Source organism: Agarivorans sp. Alg241-V36 (assembly GCF_900537085.1).
GTDB lineage: Bacteria > Pseudomonadota > Gammaproteobacteria > Enterobacterales > Celerinatantimonadaceae > Agarivorans.
In genome coordinates this window covers 156,646-180,425 of sequence record NZ_UNRE01000006.1, presented here as the reverse complement: position 1 = coordinate 180,425, position 23,780 = coordinate 156,646, and the positions used below count along the sequence as shown (strand labels likewise).

At 45.4% G+C, this 23,780-nt stretch carries 25 protein-coding genes; 16 read left to right on the top strand and 9 right to left on the bottom strand.

Annotation, left to right across the window (positions count from 1 at the left end; genetic code table 11):
* Together dprA and G6R11_RS14885 are read right to left on the bottom strand one after the other, a co-directional pair.
* Positions 1-1,104, bottom strand: coding sequence for a DNA-processing protein DprA (dprA, locus tag G6R11_RS14890; protein WP_163133870.1), 1,104 nt, complete (start codon positions 1,102-1,104; stop codon positions 1-3).
* On the bottom strand, positions 1,105-2,181 hold the full coding sequence (locus G6R11_RS14885) for a LysM peptidoglycan-binding domain-containing protein (RefSeq protein ID WP_163133869.1): 1,077 nt from the start codon (positions 2,179-2,181) through the stop codon (positions 1,105-1,107).
* Positions 2,182-2,282: 101 nt separating this feature from the next.
* On the opposite strand from G6R11_RS14885, the gene def reads away from it, so the two are divergent.
* The 5 genes from def to G6R11_RS14860 all read left to right on the top strand — a co-directional run bounded on the left by def (position 2,283) and on the right by G6R11_RS14860 (position 7,994).
* Complete coding sequence (gene def / locus G6R11_RS14880; protein WP_163133868.1) at positions 2,283-2,783, top strand: peptide deformylase; 501 nt, start codon at positions 2,283-2,285, stop codon at positions 2,781-2,783.
* A gap of 24 nt (positions 2,784-2,807) precedes the next feature.
* Positions 2,808-3,764, top strand: coding sequence for a methionyl-tRNA formyltransferase (gene fmt, locus G6R11_RS14875; RefSeq protein ID WP_163133867.1), 957 nt, complete (start codon positions 2,808-2,810; stop codon positions 3,762-3,764).
* Entirely contained in the window at positions 3,757-5,079 is a 1,323-nt protein-coding gene (gene rsmB, locus G6R11_RS14870; protein WP_205472855.1) for a 16S rRNA (cytosine(967)-C(5))-methyltransferase RsmB, read from the top strand. Before fmt ends, rsmB begins: the two co-directional genes overlap by 8 nt.
* Positions 5,080-5,147: 68 nt before the next feature.
* Positions 5,148-6,524, top strand: coding sequence for a Trk system potassium transporter TrkA (gene trkA / locus G6R11_RS14865; RefSeq protein WP_163133866.1), 1,377 nt, complete (start codon positions 5,148-5,150; stop codon positions 6,522-6,524).
* A 12-nt stretch (positions 6,525-6,536) separates the two neighbouring features.
* The gene (locus G6R11_RS14860; RefSeq protein WP_370525664.1) at positions 6,537-7,994 is read left to right on the top strand and encodes a TrkH family potassium uptake protein; all 1,458 of its coding nucleotides are present in this window, start codon (positions 6,537-6,539) and stop codon (positions 7,992-7,994) included.
* On the opposite strand, the gene G6R11_RS14855 is transcribed toward G6R11_RS14860, so the two are convergent.
* Positions 7,991-8,218 (bottom strand): hypothetical protein, encoded by a 228-nt coding sequence (locus G6R11_RS14855; RefSeq protein ID WP_163133865.1) that lies wholly within the window; start codon positions 8,216-8,218, stop codon positions 7,991-7,993. The genes G6R11_RS14860 and G6R11_RS14855 overlap by 4 nt on opposite strands.
* Positions 8,219-8,228: 10 nt before the next feature.
* The gene (locus G6R11_RS14850) at positions 8,229-8,618 is read right to left on the bottom strand and encodes a SirB2 family protein (RefSeq protein ID WP_163133864.1); all 390 of its coding nucleotides are present in this window, start codon (positions 8,616-8,618) and stop codon (positions 8,229-8,231) included.
* A 280-nt stretch (positions 8,619-8,898) separates the two neighbouring features.
* Here G6R11_RS14850 and G6R11_RS21715 point away from each other — a divergent pair, with 280 nt between their 5' ends.
* From G6R11_RS21715 to G6R11_RS14840, 3 genes are all read left to right on the top strand, one after another.
* The gene (locus G6R11_RS21715; protein WP_205472853.1) at positions 8,899-9,051 is read left to right on the top strand and encodes a hypothetical protein; all 153 of its coding nucleotides are present in this window, start codon (positions 8,899-8,901) and stop codon (positions 9,049-9,051) included.
* Positions 9,052-9,312: 261 nt separating this feature from the next.
* Positions 9,313-9,624, top strand: a complete 312-nt coding sequence (locus tag G6R11_RS14845) for a DUF1820 family protein (protein ID WP_163133863.1) — start codon at positions 9,313-9,315, stop codon at positions 9,622-9,624.
* A complete protein-coding gene (locus G6R11_RS14840) occupies positions 9,621-9,944 on the top strand; it encodes a hypothetical protein (RefSeq protein WP_163133862.1) in 324 nt (107 codons plus the stop codon). The genes G6R11_RS14845 and G6R11_RS14840 overlap by 4 nt, the downstream gene beginning before the upstream one ends.
* Before the next feature lie 21 nt (positions 9,945-9,965).
* On the opposite strand, the gene G6R11_RS14835 is transcribed toward G6R11_RS14840, so the two are convergent.
* The 3 genes from G6R11_RS14835 to G6R11_RS14825 are packed head-to-tail and all read right to left on the bottom strand — an operon-like array spanning position 9,966 to position 12,211.
* A complete protein-coding gene (locus G6R11_RS14835; protein ID WP_163133861.1) occupies positions 9,966-10,289 on the bottom strand; it encodes a YdbL family protein in 324 nt (107 codons plus the stop codon).
* 9 nt (positions 10,290-10,298) lie between these two features.
* On the bottom strand, positions 10,299-10,487 hold the full coding sequence (locus tag G6R11_RS14830; protein ID WP_016399913.1) for a YnbE family lipoprotein: 189 nt from the start codon (positions 10,485-10,487) through the stop codon (positions 10,299-10,301).
* On the bottom strand, positions 10,457-12,211 hold the full coding sequence (locus G6R11_RS14825) for a YdbH domain-containing protein (protein WP_163133860.1): 1,755 nt from the start codon (positions 12,209-12,211) through the stop codon (positions 10,457-10,459). Before G6R11_RS14825 ends, G6R11_RS14830 begins: the two co-directional genes overlap by 31 nt.
* Before the next feature lie 196 nt (positions 12,212-12,407).
* On the opposite strand from G6R11_RS14825, the gene G6R11_RS14820 reads away from it, so the two are divergent.
* A complete protein-coding gene (locus G6R11_RS14820) occupies positions 12,408-12,776 on the top strand; it encodes a DUF2500 family protein (RefSeq protein WP_163133859.1) in 369 nt (122 codons plus the stop codon).
* Here the strand turns inward: G6R11_RS14820 and G6R11_RS14815 are convergent.
* Complete coding sequence (locus tag G6R11_RS14815; RefSeq protein ID WP_163133858.1) at positions 12,723-13,643, bottom strand: DMT family transporter; 921 nt, start codon at positions 13,641-13,643, stop codon at positions 12,723-12,725. The genes G6R11_RS14820 and G6R11_RS14815 overlap by 54 nt on opposite strands.
* A 135-nt stretch (positions 13,644-13,778) precedes the next feature.
* Here G6R11_RS14815 and G6R11_RS14810 point away from each other — a divergent pair, with 135 nt between their 5' ends.
* From G6R11_RS14810 to G6R11_RS14790, 5 genes are all read left to right on the top strand, one after another.
* Positions 13,779-14,234: a DUF2214 family protein gene (locus G6R11_RS14810; RefSeq protein WP_163133857.1), complete on the top strand. Its 456-nt coding sequence runs from the start codon at positions 13,779-13,781 to the stop codon at positions 14,232-14,234.
* Positions 14,235-14,341: 107 nt separating this feature from the next.
* On the top strand, positions 14,342-15,346 hold the full coding sequence (locus G6R11_RS14805) for an alpha/beta fold hydrolase (protein ID WP_163133856.1): 1,005 nt from the start codon (positions 14,342-14,344) through the stop codon (positions 15,344-15,346).
* A 40-nt stretch (positions 15,347-15,386) separates the two neighbouring features.
* Positions 15,387-16,181: a Cof-type HAD-IIB family hydrolase gene (locus G6R11_RS14800; protein ID WP_163133855.1), complete on the top strand. Its 795-nt coding sequence runs from the start codon at positions 15,387-15,389 to the stop codon at positions 16,179-16,181.
* 21 nt (positions 16,182-16,202) lie between these two features.
* A complete protein-coding gene (locus G6R11_RS14795; RefSeq protein WP_163133854.1) occupies positions 16,203-17,729 on the top strand; it encodes a hypothetical protein in 1,527 nt (508 codons plus the stop codon).
* A 62-nt stretch (positions 17,730-17,791) separates the two neighbouring features.
* Positions 17,792-18,979 carry an NAD(P)/FAD-dependent oxidoreductase gene (locus tag G6R11_RS14790; RefSeq protein WP_163133853.1) on the top strand — a complete coding sequence of 396 codons (1,188 nt, stop codon included), beginning with the start codon at positions 17,792-17,794 and terminating at the stop codon, positions 18,977-18,979.
* A 524-nt stretch (positions 18,980-19,503) separates the two neighbouring features.
* On the opposite strand, the gene G6R11_RS14785 is transcribed toward G6R11_RS14790, so the two are convergent.
* Positions 19,504-20,663, bottom strand: a protein-coding gene (locus G6R11_RS14785) for an IS3 family transposase (protein WP_163133852.1) whose coding sequence is annotated in 2 segments (ribosomal slippage) — positions 19,504-20,393 and positions 20,393-20,663 — 1,161 coding nt in all. Because the reading frame shifts where the segments join, the coding sequence is not laid out codon by codon here.
* A gap of 739 nt (positions 20,664-21,402) precedes the next feature.
* On the opposite strand from G6R11_RS14785, the gene G6R11_RS14780 reads away from it, so the two are divergent.
* Both G6R11_RS14780 and G6R11_RS14775 read left to right on the top strand, forming a co-directional pair.
* Positions 21,403-22,689 (top strand): hypothetical protein, encoded by a 1,287-nt coding sequence (locus G6R11_RS14780; RefSeq protein ID WP_163133851.1) that lies wholly within the window; start codon positions 21,403-21,405, stop codon positions 22,687-22,689.
* 770 nt (positions 22,690-23,459) lie between these two features.
* Positions 23,460-23,756 (top strand): hypothetical protein, encoded by a 297-nt coding sequence (locus G6R11_RS14775; RefSeq protein ID WP_163133850.1) that lies wholly within the window; start codon positions 23,460-23,462, stop codon positions 23,754-23,756.
* Positions 23,757-23,780 lie beyond the last annotated feature (24 nt).

Genomic DNA, 23,780 nt, shown 5'->3' with positions numbered 1-23,780 from the left:
TTAGTTCCTCCTCAGCTTGACGTAACCACCTGGCACAACGGCCACAACACCCAATATCTCTAACTCAGTTAACTGAGCCAGTACAGCATCAACAGGTTGTTGAGTGCTTAAGACTAGATCATCAATTGTCGTAGTCTCATAAGCTACGTTATCCAACAATTGACGATAAGGCAAATCTTGTTCTTGCATATTTTTCTCCACCGCATGCAAGGGCAAGGCAGTTTGCCCTACAAAATCACCCAACTCTTCTATTACATCGACCGGACAAGTCACCAATTTAGCTCCTTGTTGAATCAAATGATGGCACCCAGCATGCAAAGGATCATCAATCGAACCCGGCATAGCAAACACATCACGCCCTTGTTCCGCGGCGTAATTAGCGGTGAGTAAAGAACCGCTAGGTAATCCCGCTTGCACCACTAAGGTGGCTAAACTCAAACCACTAATAATGCGATTTCGTCTTGGAAAATGATTAGCTTTAGCCGCTGTACCAGGCCAAAACTCGCTAATTATTGCGCCCTGTTCGCTAATTTGATGCGCTAGCGCCTGATGACGCTTTGGATATACCCTATCCAAACCGGTTGCCACAACAGCAATGGTTGCATCGGCTCTGGCTAGCAGCGCGCCTTTGTGAGCCGCTGCATCAATCCCCAATGCCATACCACTAGTAATGGTGACGCCTTGCTCTGCCAGTTGCTGAGCAAAGCGCTTGGCATGGTTTAAGCCCGACACACTGGCATGACGACTGCCTACAATGGCTAACTGGGGTTTATCTAATAATGCCGGATTACCACGCACAAACAGCAGCAGTGGCGGACGCTGAATATTGCGTAAACATTCTGGGTAGCGAGGGTCAAAGCATCCCAATAAGTGGCAATCATCTTGCTCGAGCCACGCTAGAGCTTGTTCAATACGCGCTTGTTTGGGCTGCTGTAATGCAGAAATTTGTGGTGGGGTAAATTGCCAAGCGGCCAACTGGTTAGCATCGGCAGCAAATAGCTGTTCAACACTGCATTGGCTTAAAGCAGCTTGCAAACGCGCCACCGAGAAACGGGGCACGCCTGCAAGTGTAAGATATTCAACTACCGATAAATTCGGTAGCAACTATAGATTCTCCACCAAATAGTGTGGGCGAAGAATAACTTTACTATCGGTAATAATCGCGTAGCTCAATTTCTCATAGCTCTTAAATACCATTAGTTCGCCAACTTTCTCGTTAGGTAGTGATACTCGCTCGTCATCGCTATTAAAAGCACGGTCGAAGTGATTAGCGGTTTCTTCATAAGACTTACGCCTTACTTTATCAATCATCACTTTACCTGGTTGTGCTACAGCAAACATGTCGCCTGGCGCAACGTTATCGCGAGTCCCCTTGTTAATCACCACTACATCGTAACGGCTCATTACCGAAGTATCAGTAGCGGCAGAAAGAATGTAGCCACTGCTTTCCATCTGTTTGTTATTTGGAATGAAATAGGCAGGTAGGCGATCTTGGTCTGGTAACTCCAGCATAATATCGCCTTGGCGAATTTCTTTTAGTACCTGAGTCACCTTAAACTGGGTGATGTTGTCTTCATGCTGACGCTCAGACACTCCAACACCAATAAAGTTAAGCACTTGGCCTAGCTCTTCTTTGGTTTCCGGATCATAGTATTTCTCGGCAACGCGGTAGATTCCGTAATATTGGCCCGGCTTAGTCTCGCCGCGAGCATACATTGCACGACCAATAGCAATTCGCGACTGAGCGTCATTATCACCCAATACATAAGGCGCGCCTTTCAGCATGTCTTCATCGGCAATGTGGTCATGTGACAAGAATGCGCGAATAGAAGCCAGTGGTACCGTTGGAATAGGGCTAGCCTTTTCTTCGATACGTGTCTTCGGCGTTACTTTTACAATACGTTTACGCACTAAACGAGGTTCGCCGTCTTCATACACTAACGACAAACGGTCACCTGGATAAATCAGGTGAGGATTCTCAACTTGTGGGTTGTATTGCCACAAGCGCGGCCAAAGCCACGGAGAATGTAAATACAAGGCAGAAATATCCCATAAGGTATCGCCTTTTTTCACAACATATACTTCGGGAAAATCCTCCTTTAGTTTAAGTGTGTCAGCAATAGCACCTCCCACTAAAAACAACAAAGAGGCCCAAAGCCAAACTAATTTTTTCCCTTTCATAGTGTCTCCCAGCGACATCCCTATATCCAAAGCTGTTTTTTAGTCACATAAATGACTAGAATTACCGACAATCTACCAAAACCTGATTGAAGACAGAAGTTATGGCTGTACTTGAAGTATTGCGTTTTCCTGATGAACGCCTGCGTACTATAGCGCAACCCGTTAATAATATTGACGATAAAGTTAAAACTATAATCGAAAACATGTTTGAAACCATGTATCAAGAGGAAGGAGTTGGCCTAGCTGCGACACAGGTCAACATTCACCAGCAAATTGTAGTGATTGACGTATCAGATACGCGAGACCAACGACTTGCGTTAATTAACCCTGAAATCATCGAAACTGATGGCGAAGCGCTAAATGAAGAAGGCTGTTTATCAGTTCCTGAATATCGCGCCCAAGTGCCAAGAGCAGAAAAGATTACGGTAAAATCTTTAGATGCCGACGGAAACGAGCAAATATTTGAAGCCGAGGGCCTATTGGCAATTTGTGTACAGCATGAATTAGACCACCTCAAAGGTAAGCTATTTATTGATTACTTGTCGCCACTTAAGCGCCAACGAGTAAAAACTAAACTCGAAAAACTTGCTCGCCGCAAGTAAGTCACCACAAAGGTAATACACAGCATGACGCCATTGCGGATCATCTTTGCCGGCACGCCCGACTTCGCGGCGCGCCACCTAAGCGCTTTAATCGGCAGTGAGCACCAAGTGGTTGCAGCTTACACCCAACCCGATCGCCCTGCTGGTCGAGGCAAAAAGTTGCAAGCTAGCCCGGTAAAACAACTGGCACTTGAGCACAACATTGCAGTTTTCCAACCAGAAAACTTTAAGAGTGAAGAAGCGCAACAACAGTTGGCAGAGCTAAAAGCCGATTTAATGGTGGTAGTGGCTTATGGTTTGCTGCTACCACAAGTTATTTTAGATACGCCACGTTTAGGCTGCATTAATGTGCATGGCTCTTTATTGCCACGTTGGCGAGGTGCCGCGCCAATTCAACGCTCAATTTGGGCGGGCGATAGCCGCTCTGGTGTCACCATCATGCAAATGGACATTGGTTTAGATACCGGCGACATGCTGTTATTGGATGAAGTGGAAATAGCCAAAGATGAAACCAGCGCCTCACTCTACGATAAATTGGCAAACGTAGGCCCGCACTCGCTGATAAAAGCGGTAGACGGCTTAGCCAAAGGTGAACTTAGCGCAGAACCGCAAGACGATAGCCAAGCTAACTACGCCAAAAAGCTGAGCAAAGCTGAAGCCTGTATCGATTGGCAACAAGATGCTGAGTTTATCGAGCGCTGCATTCGTGCATTTAATCCCTGGCCGGTGAGTTACTTCACCCTGGGCGACAAAAATATCAAAGTATGGCAAGCCAGCGTGCTGGAGCACTCTGGCCAGCAAACGCCTGGCACTATCATCGCCGCCGATAAACACGGCATTGTGGTGGCCACCGGTAAAGATGCTTTGCGCCTTGAGCAAATTCAAATCCCAGGTAAAAAAGCCTTAACCGCAGCCGATGTGCTAAATGCTCGAAAAGAATGGTTTGAACTCGGTTCTAAGCTGGAGAGCGCCAATGGCTGAACAGCCAAAAACCAAACAGATTAACGCCCGCGCCGCCGCAGCAAACACTTTGTATCAAGTGGTGGACCAAGGTCAGTCGCTTAGCCAAATGTTGCCGCGGGTATTGCCTCAAGTTGTCGCCCGCGACCACGCCCTAGTAAAAGAGTTATGTTTTGGCGTACTTCGCTGGTTACCGCGTTTTGAAGCTGTACTACAACAGCTGATGGATAAACCCTTAAAGGGCAAGATTCGCAACGGCCACTTCTTGCTAATGGTAGGTTTATACCAACTATTTTATATGCGAGTACCGGCCCACGCTGCGGTGTCAGAAACCGTATCGGCCACCAGCCAGTTAAAGCTACATAGCCTTAAAAAGCTAGTAAACGGCGTACTACGTAATGCCGAGCGCCAACGCGAGCAGTTAGAGCCACAACTCACTGCCAACGACAGTTTGCAATATTGCCACCCCAGCTGGATAAGCAAGCGTTTAAAAGCGGCTTATCCCGAACACTGGGCACAAATACTCGAAGCCAATAACCAACACGCTCCAATGTGGATTAGGGTTAACGCCCTGCAAGGTGAACGAGATGCTTACCAGGCCGAATTAGCCGCTCTAGAGATCTCCAGCCAAAGCTCAACATTGGCGCAGCAAGCCCTGTGTTTAGATAAAGCCCAGCCAGTGCACAAACTGCCGCGCTTCGCCGAAGGCGCTAGTTCAGTACAAGACGGCGCAGCGCAAATGGCAGCCAGCTTATTAGATGCTAAAGCTGGAGAGCGAGTATTAGATGCTTGCGCCGCACCGGGCGGTAAAACCTGTCACATCCTAGAGCTGCAGCCTTCACTAAATGAACTGGTTGCGGTAGATACCGAACAAACACGTTTGAATCGAGTCACCGAGAATTTAGAGCGCATTGGGCTTAAAGCCACCTTGCATTGTAATGATGCTAGCAAGCCAGAGCGCTGGAATGACCAGCCTTTCGACCGCATTTTGCTAGACGCTCCTTGCTCGGCAACCGGTGTTATTCGCCGTCATCCAGACATTAAGTGGCTGCGCCGTGACAGTGATATAGCTGAATTGGTTAAACTACAGAAAGAGATTTTGGAGGCGCTTTGGCAACAGCTAAAGCCTGGCGGCGTGATGCTTTACGCAACCTGCTCGGTATTGCCAGATGAAAATAGCCAACAAATCGCGGCATTTTTGCAACAAACCGATGATGCTGAATTAATGCCAATTAACCCAGATGAAACAGCAGCTCAACCTGGTTGGCAACTTTTACCCGGCAACAATAACATGGACGGTTTTTATTATGCTCGACTTCGGAAAACCACCGCTTAGGCTTGCCTTTCGCGCCATCAAGAGTAACACTAAAAAATAGCAATAAACGCTTAAGGTATTGTTAGCAAATGAAAATCATTATTCTTGGAGCGGGCCAAGTAGGTGGCACGTTAGCGGAAAACTTAGTGGGTGAAAAATCAGATATCACCCTAGTAGATACTAACCAAGACCGTCTACGAGAGCTGCAAGATAAATTTGATTTACAGGTAGTGTTTGGTCATGCCGCCCACCCCAGCGTATTACGCGAAGCGGGGGCACACGACGCCGACATGCTGGTTGCTGTAACCAACAGCGACGAGACCAATATGGCGGCTTGCCAAATTGCTTATACCCTTTTCAATACCCCAAACAAAGTCGCACGTATTCGCTCAGAAGAGCTGCTGGCCGAGAAAGAAGCGCTGTTTTGTAATGAAGCTGTACCGCTTGACCACCTGATTGCCCCCGAACAACTGGTTACCGACTACATAAGCCGCTTAATTGATTACCCGGGTGCCTTGCAGGTAATGCAGTTTGCCCGAGGCCGAGTTGGCCTAGTGGCGATTAAAGCCTATTACGGTGGCCCGTTGGTGGGCAATGCCTTGTCGGTATTACGCGACCACATGCCCGATATCGAAACGCGAGTGGCGGCTATTTTCCGTCAAGGCCGAGCCATTCGCCCACAAGGCACCACGGTGATTGAAGCCGACGACGAAGTATTTTTTGTTGCCGCCAGTGACCACATTCGCAAGGTAATGGCCGAGCTACAGAAGCTTGAGAAGCCCTACCGACGCTTAATGATTGTTGGTGGTGGCAATATTGGTGCAGCGCTAGCGAAACGCTTAGAGAGCCAATACAGCGTTAAACTGATTGAACGTAACCAACGCCGTGCCGAGCAACTGGCAGAAATGCTCAACAATACCATCGTGTTTTGTGGCGATGCTTCCGATCAAGAGTTGCTCAGCGAAGAAAACATCGAACAAGTTGATGTATTTATTGCGGTAACCAACGATGACGAAGCCAACATTATGTCGGCCATGCTTGCCAAACGCATGGGTGCGAAAAAGGTGATGGTGCTGATTCAACGAGGCGCTTATGTGGAGCTGGTGCAAGGCGGTACTATTGATATTGCTATCTCACCACAGCAAGCTACAATCTCTGCTCTACTTACCCACGTTCGCCGCGCCGATATTGTTAATGTTTACTCACTGCGTCGCGGTGCTGCTGAAGCTATTGAAGCAATCGCCCATGGTGACAGCAATACATCTAAAGTAGTTGGCCGCAGTATTGGCGAACTTAAGTTACCACCGGGTACTACCATTGGCGCAGTGGTGCGTGGCAACGAAGTAATTATTGCTCACGACGATACCCAAATTGAACAAGACGACCACGTAGTGATGTTCTTAGTGGATAAGAAGTTTATCCCTGAAGTAGAACGTTTATTCCAGCCTAGTCCTTTCTTCTTGTAGGCTAATTTTAACATGATGATTGCCCCCGATCTTCGGCCCATCATGTTTGTAACGGGTTTAGTATTGTCTAAACTCAGCTTGCTCATGCTTGCGCCTTTAGCCTTGGGCATGGCGTATGATGAGCCAGATTACGTTGAGTTTTTCTACACAATTATCGTCACCCAAACCGTTGCTTTTGCCTTAATTCGCTGGGGTAAAAAACCCAACTTTAAGCTCTCGGTGAGAGGCATGTTTTTACTCACCACTACGGTGTGGTTAGTTGCCTGCATCTTTGGCGCCCTGCCACTGTATCGCATTGACCATATTAGCTTCACCGATGCCTTTTTCGAGACCATGTCTGGGCTTACCACTACTGGCTCTACGGTGCTGGCCGGCTTAGATGACATGCCCAAAAGCGCCTTGTTGTGGCGCTCTATGCTGCAATGGATTGGTGGAATTGGTTTCATTGTTTTAAGCGTGGCGATTTTACCCTTTCTGAATGTTGGCGGCATGCGCTTGTTCCAAACCGAATCCTCGGATTGGTCAGATAAAAACACACCCAAGACCAAGAACGTAGCCAGCAACATGCTCAAGGTGTATCTGCTGCTATCCATTTTGTGTGCCGGCGCTTATCACTTAACGGGCATGGATTGGTTTGAAGCGATTAACCATGCCATGACCACCATCTCCACCGGCGGCTATTCCACCTCCGATGAATCAATGGCTCACTTTAGCAATGCCAGCCACTGGGTTGGCAGTGCATTTATGTTACTCGGTGGCCTGCCCTTTTTACTGTTAGTGCAATCGCTTCGCCATAAAGACCCGCGCTATATTTGGCGCGACGCCCAAGTAAGAGGCTTTGTAAGCCTAATCTTGGTTGTTGGCGGCATGATGAGTATCTGGCTATGGTTGCATGGCACTTTCCCGCTGCTAGACGCGCTGCGCATCAGCATCTTTAATATCATTTCCATAGTAACTACCACCGGTTATGGCTTAACCGATTTTAGTCACTGGGGGAACTTCACCACGGTATTGTTTATCTTTCTAATGCTGGTTGGGGCCTGTTCAGGTTCAACCTCCGGAGGGATAAAGATATTCCGTTTTCAACTGGCCAGCGGTTTGTTTTCGCGCCAACTTAAACAGCTGGTTCATCCCAATGGAATTTATCCACACCGCTACAACGGCCGGGTGGTAAGCGAGCAGCATATTCGCTCACTGGTGGCTTTTATCTTTGCCTTTTTCTTTACCTTAATTTTGCTCGCTAGCGGCTTAGCCTTGCTGGGTTTAGACCCAATAACCGCATTGTCTGGTGCAATGACCGCCTTAGCCAACGTAGGCCCAGGTTTGGGCAGGGTGATTGGGCCCGACCATAACTTTCATCTTTTGCCTGATTCAGCCAAGTGGTTATTGTCTCTGGGCATGTTATTGGGAAGGCTAGAAGTATTAACGGTGCTGGTGTTATTTTTGCCCGCTTACTGGCGTTACCGTTAGTGGCGACGATTACGCACTACGTAAGGGTTTAACCACCACCATAGCCCAAGGTAAACCAAGTACAAGCCAACAATGATGGTTTTATGCTGATTGGTGCCTGTATCCACTATTTCAAAATCTACGTTCATAATTCGGCAATACAGCCAGGCGATCACAATCGAGCTATAGATAATAGAAAAACGCCACAATGTTAGTAGCAGTGAACGCAGAGCACCAAGTAGCATGACAAGTTACCTAAGCAAACAAACCCAAGGGTGAGCGACTAAAAGCCACCACTAATAACTGGGCAAATACAGCAATAGCGGCTAAACCGGCCAAAAATCTCACTAGCTGATTTGGCGCGCGTTTAAGGGCAAACATTCCCAATACAATATACACCACCAACAGCACTACTTTAGCTGTGAGCCAATCTTGCGCTATTGGATATTGCTGTAGCATTACGCAGAGCAAAATAGCCGCGATGAGCAAGCCGGTATCAATAATATGCGGTAGCACTTTTAACCAAGTGCGCTTGAGTAATGACGAACCGAATAAGGCAAGAATCCAGCGAAAAATGAAGCCCAATATGCTTAGCATTGCCAAGCTCATATGCAGGTGTTTCACCATTGGATAGTATTCGAGCATTGCTTGTCCTTTGTGTATTCGCAAATTTTAGTCCGACCAGTGTATTAACTTGCATTTAATACCACAAACCTTTTTCTTAAATAACAATTCAACAACATTAGCTAGGTAGCTGATTAACAAAAGAATAAACGGATAGTTGTCACACCATATTGGCAATACTGCTGTTTTATTCAGCAATTCATCACAAATAACGTGATCTGGCTCTCTTGGGGGATCTGCTAAACTGTGGGAGAGTGTCGCCACTATCTTATCTTTTTATTAACAAATGCCGGAGCTGGCCATGTCAGAAGCACCCAATATGCTACCTGCCATCGACATATTAATGTGTCATACAGGAGCCTCGTTTTTAGATGCATGCCAAGAATTAGGCGTAGACCCTAACGAAATGGCTGAAATTGGTTCCGCAGACCCAATAGACTCACAAGAAAATTAGCAAAAAAGGCAGCATTAGCTGCCTTTTTTAATTGCCTTCTCTGGATGACTTTATACGAAACATGTCAGCAATCACTAAATAAAAACTCAGTTAAAAGGCTTTAACAACATGGCCTTAGCTTTATTTGCAAAAAAGTGTAAATAGCCCACCCCTTCACTAGCTTTGCTTTCATTTTTACAGGTACAATCAATCAGACTTATGCCTATTTATAGGTATGTTTAACAATGCTTCGATTTTATAATGGATTAAAACGGGTATCCCATGTCGCACCTGTATCGAGTGAATTTCATCTGTAACGGCAAAACCTACGAGCTGTATGCTAAACAGGTAAATCAAGCCAGTTTGTTTGGCTTTATTGAAGTGGGTGATTTTGTATTTGATGCCCGTGCCCAGTTGGTCGTTGACCCCAGCGAAGAAAAGCTAAAAACAGAGTTTTCCGGAGTAAATCGCACCATGGTACCAATGCACAATATTTTGCGAATTGATGAAGTGGATAAACTTGGCACCTCGAAAATCCATGAAACCTGCAATGTAACGCCCTTCCCCTCGGCCATTTACACACCCAAACCATGAACCTACAAAGCACCATAGACTGGTTTAAGCTAAAAGCGCAATTTGGCAACGAGCATTTGCTTAAGGTGTGGTTAGCTGATGTTGTTGATGGCAGTGAACAAGAAGCTCAACTGATTAGACAAGCCATTGCAGATGGCGAAATAAATAATGGCTTATTACAACAGCTACAGGGCGTAGCTGCCTTGGTATGTAGTCCTGCACTAAGCACTTGGGTAAAGCGCTTAAAACACAGTGAGCAACCGCAAGCCGATCTGGAACAATGCTTAACTTGCTACCTTGAGGTAGTAAGCGAAATTTCTCACTACCTCAAGCAACAATAAATCACTTTCGCTTATTCGCCATTAAGGCTTCTTCAACCAATCGCCCGAAGGGGATTGAATATAGGCTCCACTGTCACTGCGTTCAATGGCCTTTTTACCCGCCAGCGCTGCTACTTGTTGTTCGCTTAAACCATTCTCTTTAGCAATTTGCTTATATTTGGCCAAGCGTTTTTGATTAATGCCATCAACAAGCGCTTTTACTTCTGCGTTATGACTAACAACGCCAAGCAAGCCGTTAGTTTGCTCACCCACCCAACCATTACTCTTAGCTTCGCCAAGGTCCAAGGCCGCTACAGAAAAGCTAAGGCTTAACAGTAAGGCCAGTATCCAACTATTCCTTTTCATCATGCTCTCCTAAAACAGTCCGCTTTCATCGCTAAATAAATCATCAAGTTGCTTATCTACGCGCACTCGAATTTCATGATCAATTTTTACATTTAGATTGACCGTAATCGGCTTATCTACCGCTACCTCTACTTTGGGTGTGCAAGCCGCAAGGCCTAACACCAAAACTAGGGGGAAGAAGAAGTATCGTCTATCCATTGCTGCAGTTGTCCTGACAGTTGTTCGCCAATACGTAAACTACGTAATAGCTGATAAATGTTTTCTTGGTGACGATAGTTCAGTGTCACCAACCGTGGGCTAACTCGCTGATTGCGCCCAATAAGTTTTACCTGCATGTCGAGTTGCCCATCTTCGGCAAAATCGACCTCAGCTGCAAGTGTTTCATAATCAAAGTCTTCTAATAAGCTTAACGCAAAATCTAGCGATGGGTGCTGCGCCTTTATCGCGACTAAGGATTGATGAGTAAGTGCGATATGGCCACTTGGCTCTTCTACCGCCAAACGGCCATCAGCGATGGCAATGCCAGCTTCACCAAAATGCACCGGTAGATTACCCGATACCGAACCTTGCATTGTTAACCCCAATTCGGGGTGGAGCTTAACCAGCTCAGCTAGCTGCACTTTATCTAGCTCGAGCATAGCCACATTTGGCAAAGCCAGAGGCAACTGTTTAATATGTGCCGCGCCGCCCAATACCTTAAAATTAATATCTTGCAGCACTAAGCTTTGCCACTGCGCTAGGGGTGCAAATTCAGCTTGCTGCCAGTTGAGTGCGAGCTGAGTTAACGGAATACCAATATCCCATTGGGCTAAGGCTAGGCTTCCCGAATGTTGTAATCCCTGCTCTGGCTTAAAGCTAAACTCACTGTTTAATGCACCATCGTCAAAACGTAACTCTCCCCACAAGGCATGGATGTCTTGCGCCTTGAGCTTGCCGCTTAAGAGATTATCTTGCCAAGTAAATTGTAAGTCTGCCACAGCCGACAAGAGATTGGCTGGTTTAGGCAAGGTATAAAAATGCTGTTGAAGGGCAATTAAATCATCACTATTCAGGCTACCTTGAATCACTAACTTTGGCTGCAGCTGCCAAGTACCAGAGCCACTAAGTTGCCACTCTTCAACATTTACGTTCCAAGACTTTTGGTGAAACTGCCAATTAGCAGTGGGAATTGTCCAACCATCCAGATCAAAGCCTGAATGAGTAGCACTTAACTGCCAGTTTTCCGAGCCTTTGAACTGAGCATCAAGGCTTGCTGCTAAAGCCGGTAATTTAAAATTGCTGCTCACTGAGAGGTCGTTCTGTGCATTAGCCAATAATGAAAACTGCAGATTTGCCAAGCGCTCATCGGCTAACCAAGTTTGCTTAAACTGCTGCGCTAAGGTGTTGAGCAGAAGCGGCGTTAATAGGCCTTTAAGCTGCAAGGTCTGCGCTTGCGCCACCACTAACAGCTCAACATTGCTGCCCTGGTCTTCGCTAAAGTTCAGCTGCCACTGTTGGCCACGTTGACTAAGGCTTAGCTCTCCCTGCGCAACCAGCTGCTTGCCGTGTTTTATGTTCAGCCGCTTAACCGCTATATGACTGCCATTAAAGGCGGCTGGAATGTTTTGAAGTTGCTGGAAGAGTTGCTTAAGGGGGGCTCGCCATTGGGCTGACTCAAAGCCTGTGTTCTGTTGCTCCGTTTGTTTAAACAGGCAGCTTATGTCGATATCCAAGCTTTCAACATTCAGTAACAAGGGGAAGCTACTAACGCTAAGCCCCTCTACAGTTAACTGTGGGCAAGCTCCCCATGCACCATTGGCAAGTGCAGCTTCCAATTTAGGATTCGCATAACAGGCACTCGCCACCAGCAAGCAAAGCCAAATGCTCAACTTAAGCCGTGCAGTGAAGCCCAAGAACAGGGGCTTTAGGTAAGCGCCTCCCAAGCTAGATTCCTTTTTTGCTATTTCTCTAGCAGGAATACTAAGCGCTTTTGCTCGGAATAACGAGTAAACAAACAACACAATAAGCATTTGGGCTTGACGAATCGGCGCTATCCGACAAAAACTTAGTAAAACCAGCAGCTAAGACTGCAAAATAGGAAGCAACTATGATTACACAACAAAGCAGGAGGAAGCGCTAATGCCTTGGTGGTGGTTTTTAGTCATGCTCATCATCGTGGGTATGGTGGTGTATCAATTATGGCGTAACGTTCAACAACGTCGCTGGGACTCTGCGCAACCGCTGCACAGCCTTTGGGTAACAGTGTCAAAGCGTGATGAAATCCCCATCACTCGCCCCGGAAAAGAAAATGAAGATAGGCATAAGCGGTATCGCTACTTCATCGAATTTACTCCACTAGAGGGTGGCGAATCGCGTCGTTTTCAGATTAAACGGCAACAGTTTCAAGATCTTACCCAAGACTTAACTGGCAAGCTCACCATTCAAGGAAGCCGTTTAGTCAGCTTTGAAGCTGGTGAACCGCCCGCGGATAGCAGCGAAGGGCAATAAGGCCACCAGCAAGCCAGCGGCAATAAGCAGTGCCCCCAAAGCATGATAAGCCGCTAGCTGCTCTCCCAAAAAGCTTACGCCAAGCACCGCGCCAAATAAGGGCATTAAGTGAATATATTGGCCAGCGATATTAGCTCCCACGCTTTTAACGCCATAGTTCCAAGCTAAATAAGCTAGCAGTGAGGGGAAAATAGCCACGTAGGCCAATGCTGCTATGGCATCATTTGATACCTCAAACGCGGCCTCTGGTAAGTTCAGCCAATAAAACGGGCTTAGCACTAAAGACCCCACCACTAAAGTGCACCCCAAGAATGCTGCACCGCCCAGCTCGGCAGGTTTAAAACGTAAGCCAACGGAGTAAAGCGCCCACACCAGCGAAGACAAGATAATCCAACCGTCACCTTGGTTAATGCTAAACGTGGCTAGGTGCTGCCACTGCCCTTTTACTAGCAAGGCTAATACGCCAATAAAAGACAGCACAATACCGGCCATTTGCCGAAGCGTAATTTTCTGTTTCAGCCACACCCAACTCACCAGCAAGATAAATATTGGGATCATTGAGTTAATAATCAGGGCATTGGTGGCTGTAGTATTTTGCAAGCCAATGTAAACACAAGAGTTAAACCCGGCTATTCCAAGGCAGGCTAATACGGAAATACGTAACCAATGTTGGCTAATTACTTCTCGCTGGCGCCACATACTGCGATAGAGCAAGGGCATGGCAATCAACATCGCTAAAGTCCAGCGCCAATAGGACAAAGACATGGCTGGGACTTGATCAGAAATATAGCGACCGGTTACAAAATTTCCGGCCCAGAATAGAGGCGGTAGAACCAGCAAGCCATAGGCCAGTAGCTTTCCTTGCATAAAACCTTCCTTTTCTACTCTAGACGTCAGCGACTTAGGGCTGTTAGGGTATAGCATCAGGCAGGGTTTTGCAGTACTATCCGCCATCGCGCGGTAGCGCTTTCTAAATCAATACTAATTCACGGATAACGATCAATGAGTCTAATAGAGGCGATTAATGCAGGACTGCATGTAACAGCAATTATTTTGCTGGCAGGCGCGCTGTACTCTGAAGCCTTTTTGTTCCGCCGCGGAATGAACCAAGATGACGTTAAAAAGCTGCTGCTGGCCGACGCCACTCATGCTTTTTCTACGGTATTGATTTTTATCACCGGCTCTTTACGCCTGTTTTTGTTCCACAGTACTAGCCATACCTATCTCGACAACCCCTTTTTCGCCCTGAAAATGCTGTTGTTTTTTGTGGTGGTATTACTGTCACTCTATCCTTCAGCCACCTTTTATCGCTGGCGCAGAGCCTTAAAGCAAGGCAAACCTTCGATGATTAGTTACCGTCAGCACTCCTCGGTAATTTGGCTAATTCGCTTAGAGCTAGGTGTACTATTACTGATCCCAATGCTGGTTACACTTGCTCGTGCTGGTTTTGGTAGCTAAGCCTTACTTAAGCTAGACTATCAAGCAATATCCTTAGATATTTCTGTTCTTATTCATACGCTTGTTGTATAGATCAAGGCTGATGTTAAGCCTGCAGAGGTAGCCCTATGAGTATGTCAACTTATCAACTCAGCCAAGAGCATGAGCTAGATACAGTGTACCCAGAAAAAATTCAAAGCTACTGGAATCAACACGCCAGCGAAGCAAGCTTTGTTGGTGCACTCGGCTTAAACATTAAGTACCTAAAGCTACCTGCTCCGTCCCCTAGCGATAAAGTCATTGTGGTTTCACCAGGGCGTACCGAAGCTTATCTCAAATACGATGAACTGGCTTACGACCTCACCCAACAAGGCTACGATGTGCTGATTATTGATCACCGAGGCCAAGGTTTATCGGACCGCGAAAGCCATCGCTGGCAGCCCGGCGACGTAGCAAGCTTTCAATACTATATTGATGATTTAGCCAAGCTCATCGAACAACAAGACTTGTTAAACCAATACCAACAACGGTTTATCTTAGCGCACTCCATGGGTGGTGCTATTGCTGCTCATTACTTGCAACAATTCCCCGATACTTTTACTGCTGCGGCGCTGTCTGCCCCCATGTTTGGCATTAATCTCGGCCTGCTGCCTAAAGCCATTGCCACCAGCCTAGCGGCTTGTATGAGTAAGCTAGAGCAGCAGTTTAAGCGCGGCCCCTACTATGCGGTGGGCCAATCAGATTACAAACACTGCAGTTTTAAGAGTAACCACCTAACTCACAGCCAGCAGCGCTTCAAGCAAATGCAGGCGGTTTACTTAGCGCACCCCAAAATTCAGCTGGGTGGGCCAACTAACCGCTGGTTACATCAAAGTTTTACCGCTATGCAACAAATCATTGAGCGCGCCAACACGATCAGCGTTCCACTACTATTATTACAAGCAGAACAAGACGAAATTGTTACTGCAGCCGGCCAACGCGCTTTTTTCCAAGGCCTTAGCCCTACTAGCGCGGCCGCCTCACAATTCAAGATTATTGCTGGTGCCAAGCACGAAATACTGTTCGAAAGCGATTCAATGCGAAACCCCGCCTTAAGCAGTATTCTCGACTTCTTCGAACAGCACGCTAATTAAGGGCTGGTGCGCTAAAGCGGGCCAGCTAAGGAGCCATACCATGTATCAACTTATCGCTACCGATCTCGACGGCACATTGCTTAACGGCGAGCACCAAATCTCGGAATATACCCTGCAAACCATTGCCCGTTTGTATCAGCAAAACGTTAAGTTTTTAATTGCCACCGGCCGTCATTACATCGATGTGCGCCCAATTGCCGACCAGTTTGATTTTCCAATGTACTTAATCACCTCTAACGGCGCCAGAGTGCACAATAAGCAAGGTGAAGTATTATTTAGAGCAGACTTAAGTTCGCAAGAAATTGATCGTATCTTGGAGATTTCTTCTCATTACACGCTACATCGAAATATCTACCACGAGGACAATTGGTATGTAGAAGAAGAAAACGAATATGTACGCTCATTTAACCAACACTCCGGCTTTAACTATCAATTGACCGACTTTTCCACACTGGAACACCAACACATTTGTAAGCTATTTTTTGTGGCAGACCACGAGGTATTGCTCAAGTTAGAGAAAGACTTCATTGAAGCCTTTGGTGATAGCCTAAACATTACTTTTTCCCTGCCCGATTGTCTTGAAGTAATGGCGCAAAAAGCCAATAAAGGCGAAGCATTAAAAGCAGTATTAGCCCAAAAATCCATAGCGCCAGAGCAGTGCATCGCCTTTGGCGACGGCCTAAATGATAAAGAAATGCTTAGCCTAGTAGGAAAAGGTGTGATCATGGCCAATGCGCATGACCGTTTAAAGTTGACTTTACCTCATTTAGAACAAACACTTAGCAACAAAGAAAATGGAGTAGCTGAATATTTAATCGGCACTTTTAAGTTGTAGCTGTCATCTTAAGGAAAGGTAATGAGGCTTGTTAACACTCTTGGTTTAGCGATTTTTAGTAGTATCACCTTGTTAGCGTGCTCCCAAACGCCTCCACCGGTACCACCCAAAAAGGTAGAACCCGCCAAGGTTGCGGTGAAACTCAACCCGCTTACGCCACTAAAAGGGCAACTCAGCCTTAGCGCTCCAGGCGCTATCTTCACTCCTTGCCAAGGTGACAAACAATACTGGGTTGAGCTTTCGTCAGCCGACAAACAAGTATTGAGTCGTTTTCCCGATAAAGCCCAATTATACGTAGAGTTAATGGGCCGTTTTGCCAATGTCAGCAAACAAGCACCTCAAGCCGACTACATCGCTAAAATCACCCCTGAAGAGTGGCAGTATCTAGCCTCAGAGGGGCCCGGTTGTAAATTTGATATTGCCGAACTTAGTGCCTGGGGTAACGAGCCAGGTTGGCGAATAGATATTGAAGATAACAAAATACTGCTAAGCACCTTATCGGGTGCTGCCAATAAAACCATTACTCGCAGTGGTATTGATAAGGGTCTTCACTATTGGCAAGCTGGCAGCGAGCTCTACCTTAGCGTTTCTAAACAGCAATGTTTAGATACTATGGCCGACAGTGTTTACCCCTATAAAGCTGAACTCACCTACAAAGGTAAAATTTACCAAGGCTGCGCACGACGCCCCTTTCAGCAAAATATTCAACAGCTAGCGGGCTATTATAAAGTGAAGCTAGCAACGGCTTCAGGCACTGGTCGAGTGGTTGATCTTAGCCTAAACCCAGACTTTAGCGCCGAGCTACAAAATACCTACCTAGAAGAAGAGAAAACTTTTAGCGAAAAAGGCTATTGGTATCCGCTAAATGATTCAAGCCTCGCCCTTACCTTAAGCCAAAGTGACCACCAGCAAGTAAAGAGTGACATGCTGTTTGATTGGGACGGCCGCCTATTGCGCTTGCGTAATCCTGAATCGCAAAGCCAAGGCAGCGCTGGCTTAAACATGATGAAAATGGACGGCCCAGCAGTGGCCTTAGCTTCAAGTAAAACAACCTACCACCAGCGCAGCTTCGAACCCGCCACTTTAATGGCCAGTAGCGACTACGACCCAGAGGTAGAAGCAGCGTTAAAACAGTACTTTAAGTTACATCGTACCGAATTGAACGGCACTAAATACCAATGGTGGAAGTTTGATTTGAATGGCGATGGTAAAGACGAAATTATTACCTACGTAGACTGGTGTGGCAGCGGCGGCTGTAGCCTGCTGGTATTTGAAGGCAAAGATAACAATCATCGCTTTTTAAGCAAAACTACGTTGGTGCATACCCCATTTTACCTTGCCACTTCTAGCCATGCCCGCTGGCAAGACTTACTACTAGAAGTATCTGGCGGCGGAGCAACACCTGGCTTGCGACTATTGCGTTTTGATGGCCTAAGTTACCCACTTAATCCAAGCATGCAACCAGAGGCTCCACAGCCAGCACCCGTTAGCGGCATCACCTTCCATGCCGAAGCTTTTAGCAAAGGAGCCGGCCGAGCGCTTAATTAGCCTTTTGCTAGCCCACAGCTTTAGCTAACGGTACAATGCCCCTGATTTTTCAGGGGCAAGTTATGACACAGCAATTCGACGTAATCATTATTGGCGCAGGCGCCGCAGGTTTAATGTGCGCAGCCACCGCAGGCTATCGTGGTCGTTCGGTGTTGGTAATTGATAACGCAAAAAAAGCTGGCCGAAAAATCCTCATCAGCGGTGGTGGCCGTTGTAATTTCACCAATCAAAGTGTTAGCCCAGACAACTTTTTATGTGGCAATCCTCATTTCGTTAAATCTGCCCTAGCGCGCTACCCTTCCAGTAATTTTATTGAACTGGTAGAGCGCCACGGTATTGAGTACCACGAGCGCGACCACGGCCAATTGTTTTGCAACGACAGCGCCAAAGAGATCGTAGACATGCTGCTCACCGAGTGCGATTGGGCAGGTGTCACTATTAGCCTGCGTAGTGAAATAAAATACGTAAAACAGTTAGATGAACAACTTTTTGAAGTGCACGCTGGCGGCCAAAGCTACCAAGCCAATTCATTGGTGATAGCAACAGGCGGGCTTTCCATGCCCAAGTTAGGTGCGACGCCCTTTGGTTATAAACTGGCTGAACAGTTTGGCTTACAAGTGCTGCCTACCCGTGCAGGCTTAGTGCCTTTTACCTGGCATAGTGAACAAAAAGAGCGCTTTGAAGCACTCTCGGGTATCGCAGTGCCAAGCTGCATTACTGCCGCTAACGGCAAACAGTTTAGCGAAGCCTTATTGTTTACCCACCGCGGCCTCTCTGGCCCAGCTATTCTGCAAATATCTAACTACTGGCAACCCGGTGAAGCAATCAGCATAGACCTATTACCCAAACAAGATGCCGCTTCGCTAATTGAGCAGGTCTTGTCGCAACACCCAAAACAAAGCCTAAAAAACACCTTGAGCCAATGGTTGCCCAAACGTTTAGTCGAAGCCTTATTTGATGAAGCCACACTAGCTAAAGCGCTTAACCAACTTGGCCACGGCGAGCGTGACAGCATTGCGGCTAAGCTCAACAGCTGGCAAATCACCATGAATGGCACCGAGGGCTACCGCACCGCGGAAGTCACCTTAGGCGGAGTAGATACCAACGAACTAAGCTCCAAAACCATGCAAGCCAACAAAGTCAAAGGTCTCTACTTTATTGGTGAGGTAATGGACGTAAGTGGTTGGCTAGGCGGATTTAATTTCCAATGGGCATGGGCCAGCGGCGTGGCCTGCGGCTTAGATTGTTGATTTGTTTTGATGAAATTAAAACGAAGACAATTGAAATTATAACGAAGACAAAGTTGGTTAATTTTCATACGCGAACACACTTAATCACCTGATTTATAATCACTTAAGATTGTCTTCGTTTTGTGACTTTGATAGTTAGCAAGAAACAAATTAACTCAATGTGGAAAAGTTCAATAGGATAAAGTAAGTACTTGTCGTATGAACTATTCCATAGAGACATAGAAAGCGACTCAGATTTTCTAATATTAACCAAAACAACCTACTGCTCTTTTAAAGAGCAGTGTTCTCTCTACCTACACTATTTCAATTTCATCTTCCATAAACCATTTAGACGTTAGACTCTTACTCTTCACAGCTTCAGGGTCTTGAGTGTAGGCAACTACGGCCAAACTTTTTTGAGCCCTGCTACATATCACATAAAAGAGCCTCCTAGTTCGTGATATAACCCCGTCTCGTCCTTCAGCTTGATTTTTAATATCTGTACTACTTAATGCTTTAGCACCAAATTGTTCTGCGCAACTAAATTAGGACACTTTTCTTAAAGAACTTTGATAGTTAATTTCATATTCCACTGGCGACATATCATCGTTAGCCGTATGCAACCTAACCAAGTTGTAATACCTCATGTATCGATTCACATCATCTCTCATGTGCTCACGCGTTAGCTGCGGAATTTTGAACAGCCAATCGTGTTTCAAACTGCCAAAGAAACGCTCAACCACAGCATTATCCCAACACGCACCGACATCACCCATGCTCGCTCGAATCCCCTTACGCCATAGCAGTTGACGATAAGATTTACTGGTATATTGTGAGCCTCTATCACTATGAAAAACCAAGCCTTTAGGTGGCTGACGCAAATTATAGGCTTTGATTAGAGCTTTGCTCACTAAATCCGTTGTCATACGCTTATCTAAATGCCAACCCACTATGCGACGTGAATACAGATCCATGACTACTGCTAAATACATCCAGCCTTCACTGGTCTTTAAATAGGTCACATCTCCAGCCCAGACTTGATTAGGAGCTACAGGGTTAAAGTTCTGATTTAATAAATTATCGGCTACAGCATCACTGTGTTTACGCTTCGTTGTTACTTTATAAGCAAGGCGTTGAGTCACCACTAAACCAAGCTGATTCATGAGCTTACGGGTTTTATAAGTGCTGACATGAAAGCCCTCTCTGCATAACCGTTTTTGCAATTCTCGATAACCTAAACTTTGACGACTCTCTTTAAAAATCGTTTTCGTTCTACGATATAAATGCAACAGCTCAGCACTAATGACCTTGGCGGGACGCTTCAGCCATCCGTAATAAGCGGAGCGACTCACACCGAATGCCTTACACAGCTTTAAAACGGGAAACGTCACCGATAATTGCTTAATCGTTTGATAGATTACTTGGTTTCCTTGAGCAGGAGGGCGCTGGCCTTTTTTAAAATGTCCTTTTCCACCCTAAGCTCTTTATTTTCCTTGCGTAACCTTAGTAACTCAGCACGTTCATCTCCCGTAAGAGTGGTGCCGGATTGCTCAGCCTCAAATTTGGCTTTCCAGTTATAAAGTACTTTGTCTGTGATCCCTAAAGATGCCGCTGCTTTGGCTACGCTATAACCTTGCTCGACAACTAATGCTACGGCTTCTTGTTTAAACTCAGCCGTGTAGCTTCTTATTTTTCTTTTTGTCATTTTACACCTCAATAATTGGATTATATTCCATTATCAAAGTGTCCGGTTTAATTAAAGCAGAACAAGCAGCCCTGGAAAAAATGCCCAACCAAGATCGGCTTCGGGAAGACGACTAAGCAGATTCGAATGTCAAACATCGCCGCTCATCAGACTTATCTGTGGAGGATATGTCTGAAAAACGACACCGCATCAGCTATTACGCATAAGGGTGATTATGACAAATAAATTACATCAGCCATGCTCGTTATTAAGTGTTGAGAATATTAATGTGTGACATTAGCCTAGAGTTGGCCTATTCTAGGTATATTAGAGTGATTAAGTTATAGATACATCAACAAGTATGAATAATGAGCTAGAACATCTTGTTTGGCTGCCATTACAGATGTATAATAATCAGCTAATTTTAGTTAGACCTGAATCTAGCAGTTATCAACCTCGTAAGGACTATCCAAATGGCAATTTTTTTCGCCTGCATATCGCTGATTGTCTCAGCACTTTTTATTGTGGCTGGCGTTCTAGTTCTCAAAGCTGACAAAGTTACTTACAAGAGCTGTCAGGTGTTAACTCGTGGATTCAAAAACCCTATACTTGGCACTGTTCCAACGTCGTCTGATGGTAGTCGAGACTACCGAGTTGATGCGGGGATTCTTTGGGACCGCAAGAGAAATCGAGTTATTGATCAGGGCAAATTGTCCAACGAATCAATCAGTAGCCTCTTTCGCTAAAAATAAGGTCAAGGATGTCAAACAGCTATGTGGGTTGGGTTCCCACGGTAGGAGGCCGCTTATCATTTAGTATTATCGGCAACTCATACACCGCCACTGCAAACAGATCCGACTGCTCTAAACGGTACATTCTTTCATATCAATCCAAGTCTCTCTCTGATTCTGCACTGCTACCTGACTTTATTTGGCCGTTCTTCAATAAGTCTAGTAAGTTTACATTCGTTTGTAGTGGTACTGCCTCAAACGCTCCTTCTTCCCTAGAGGCTCCCTTAGAAGGTCGGATAGTCGTTTTCGATAACGGTGATGATGGAATCAGTGATTTTGAGAGTGAGCTGAATAAAAGGCAACACCGAATTCAACTGTCCGATGACTCCTTAGAAACGATTCAAAAGGACATTGAAAACATAATTAGCTACCAAGTCAAACAAGCTGCCATAGCTAAGTTCGATTTCAGCCTTCAAAGGGACGGCAAGGTATCGATCAGCAATCCAGAATCTAAAGACGGATTGGAGATAACACCAGAAGAATATGACTCTCTTGCCGCTCAATCTTTTTTCTTTCTAAAAGACCTGTGTCATGTGCATCAACACCATCATTCTCAGACGGACACAATGGTCGACCTTTATCGAAATGATAGTGAAACGCCCTGGAGAGAAGAAACCATAAGAGCTTTGTACCGACACGTGCTTAGCTTTAAAAGAAACCCTTCAATCGAATCATACACATCTGCTCTTGGCGTACTCGCGTATCTGAAAACTTTCATTTCTAAACATTTTAATGAAGAAAATAGTAAAGAAGAAGCAAGGCGAAGCTTGATCCTCGATAATGATAATATTGAAAAATCGATTTTAATCAACAAAGAACGACTTCACTATCAACACGATAACCGCCGTTCACTCAAGCTTTCTACAGCCAATTTGTTTTTCCTGTTAATTGCATTAGTCATCTCTATGTCTGGAATGGGGCAAGTATTCAATTTACAGTTAACTACTGATGCGAGTAATGACTACCTAGGGCCGTTACTTAAATTTATCTACAAAGAACCAATAACAGTACTCTCGTTATCCATAACATTATCCGCAGTTCTCACGTTATTCGTTCATAGCGACTTGTTAAGTTCTCGCAAAGAGTTTAAAGATTTTGTTCGACTATTTATCTATATCAAGCAAAGAGTATTAGGGGCTGGCTTGATAACTATAGGTCTGTTGGTGCTATCTGTCTCTAGCTATTTTCTGTTTGGTATTTTCAACCTTGATTTTTTCGAACAACTAAAAACTCTATTCATTGATCAGATAAACTAACTTAATAACAGCAATCAAAAATAGAGTAAAAGCCGAATGATTTTACTCTAAAGCCTATGAAAAATATTCACTACTTATTTGGTTGCCCAGCATGTGGTAAAGCAGTTGAATCGGGCGGCTTTAGCTAAACGAGGTAACTGAGCCGCGACGCTTTCGCCCGTAGCAATAGGTAAAGAAAATCATAATCTTACAAAAATCTTCGTTTTGAAATGTAATTAGCCTTAGCAGAAACACTATTTGCTTATCAGCTAAAAAATCAAACAGAAAATGTGTTTCAATTTTGCTTGAGTTGTAACTCATTTTCGGACAAAAATATACTACTTCGATAGGATTTCTTCGCTCAAAAATCTAAGCGACATAATACTATTAATGTTCTTTTTCAACCACTTAGAATATTTTCCCGTTTAAAACAAACCGATACATGATTGATGGATCTCAATGGAATCAGGGAGTTGCTCTAACAATTACACAGTTCACTCAAGCAGTTGTTACGAAGAAAAAACTATGTTTTTGATGAGTCTTTGATTCCTACACTGGAAACCATGCTGTTTCCCTGCGTTACTGAATTGGAAGTAAAAGCGGCATTTCGTAACGGAAGGCCTAAAATGATTATTGCGGGGATTAAACCCTAGTATTCAGCGAGTTAGAATTGTCTTCGTTTTAATTCCATTATTAGAGTCCTTGGCGGGCTCTAATACGTGGATTTACAACAGCACTTTGTCTTCGTTATTTTTCCACGAATACATAACTAACTTGGAGAGTAGTCACACATGGATAACGAGAGCTACTTAGTATTTTGTAAAGCAGAGCTGCGCAGCGTGTTTGAAAATACCAAAGCAGGTAAGCCAGATGACAAACTCAAGTATCGAGTTGAAGGCTTGTTTCATGCAGCCAAGCTACTAGGTATACTCAGCACTGAGCAAGCAAGCGCCATTATTGAATCTGAACACCAAGCAGTATTTGGCGAAAGCGTTAGCGAAAGGCTCAAGCGAAAGACCCAGCTTAAGCAACTAAAAGAAAGCGATCTTGAGGCCTATTTTAATATTCCAACAATAGAACGCTTATAAACGCTAACTAGATGAACGCATGGA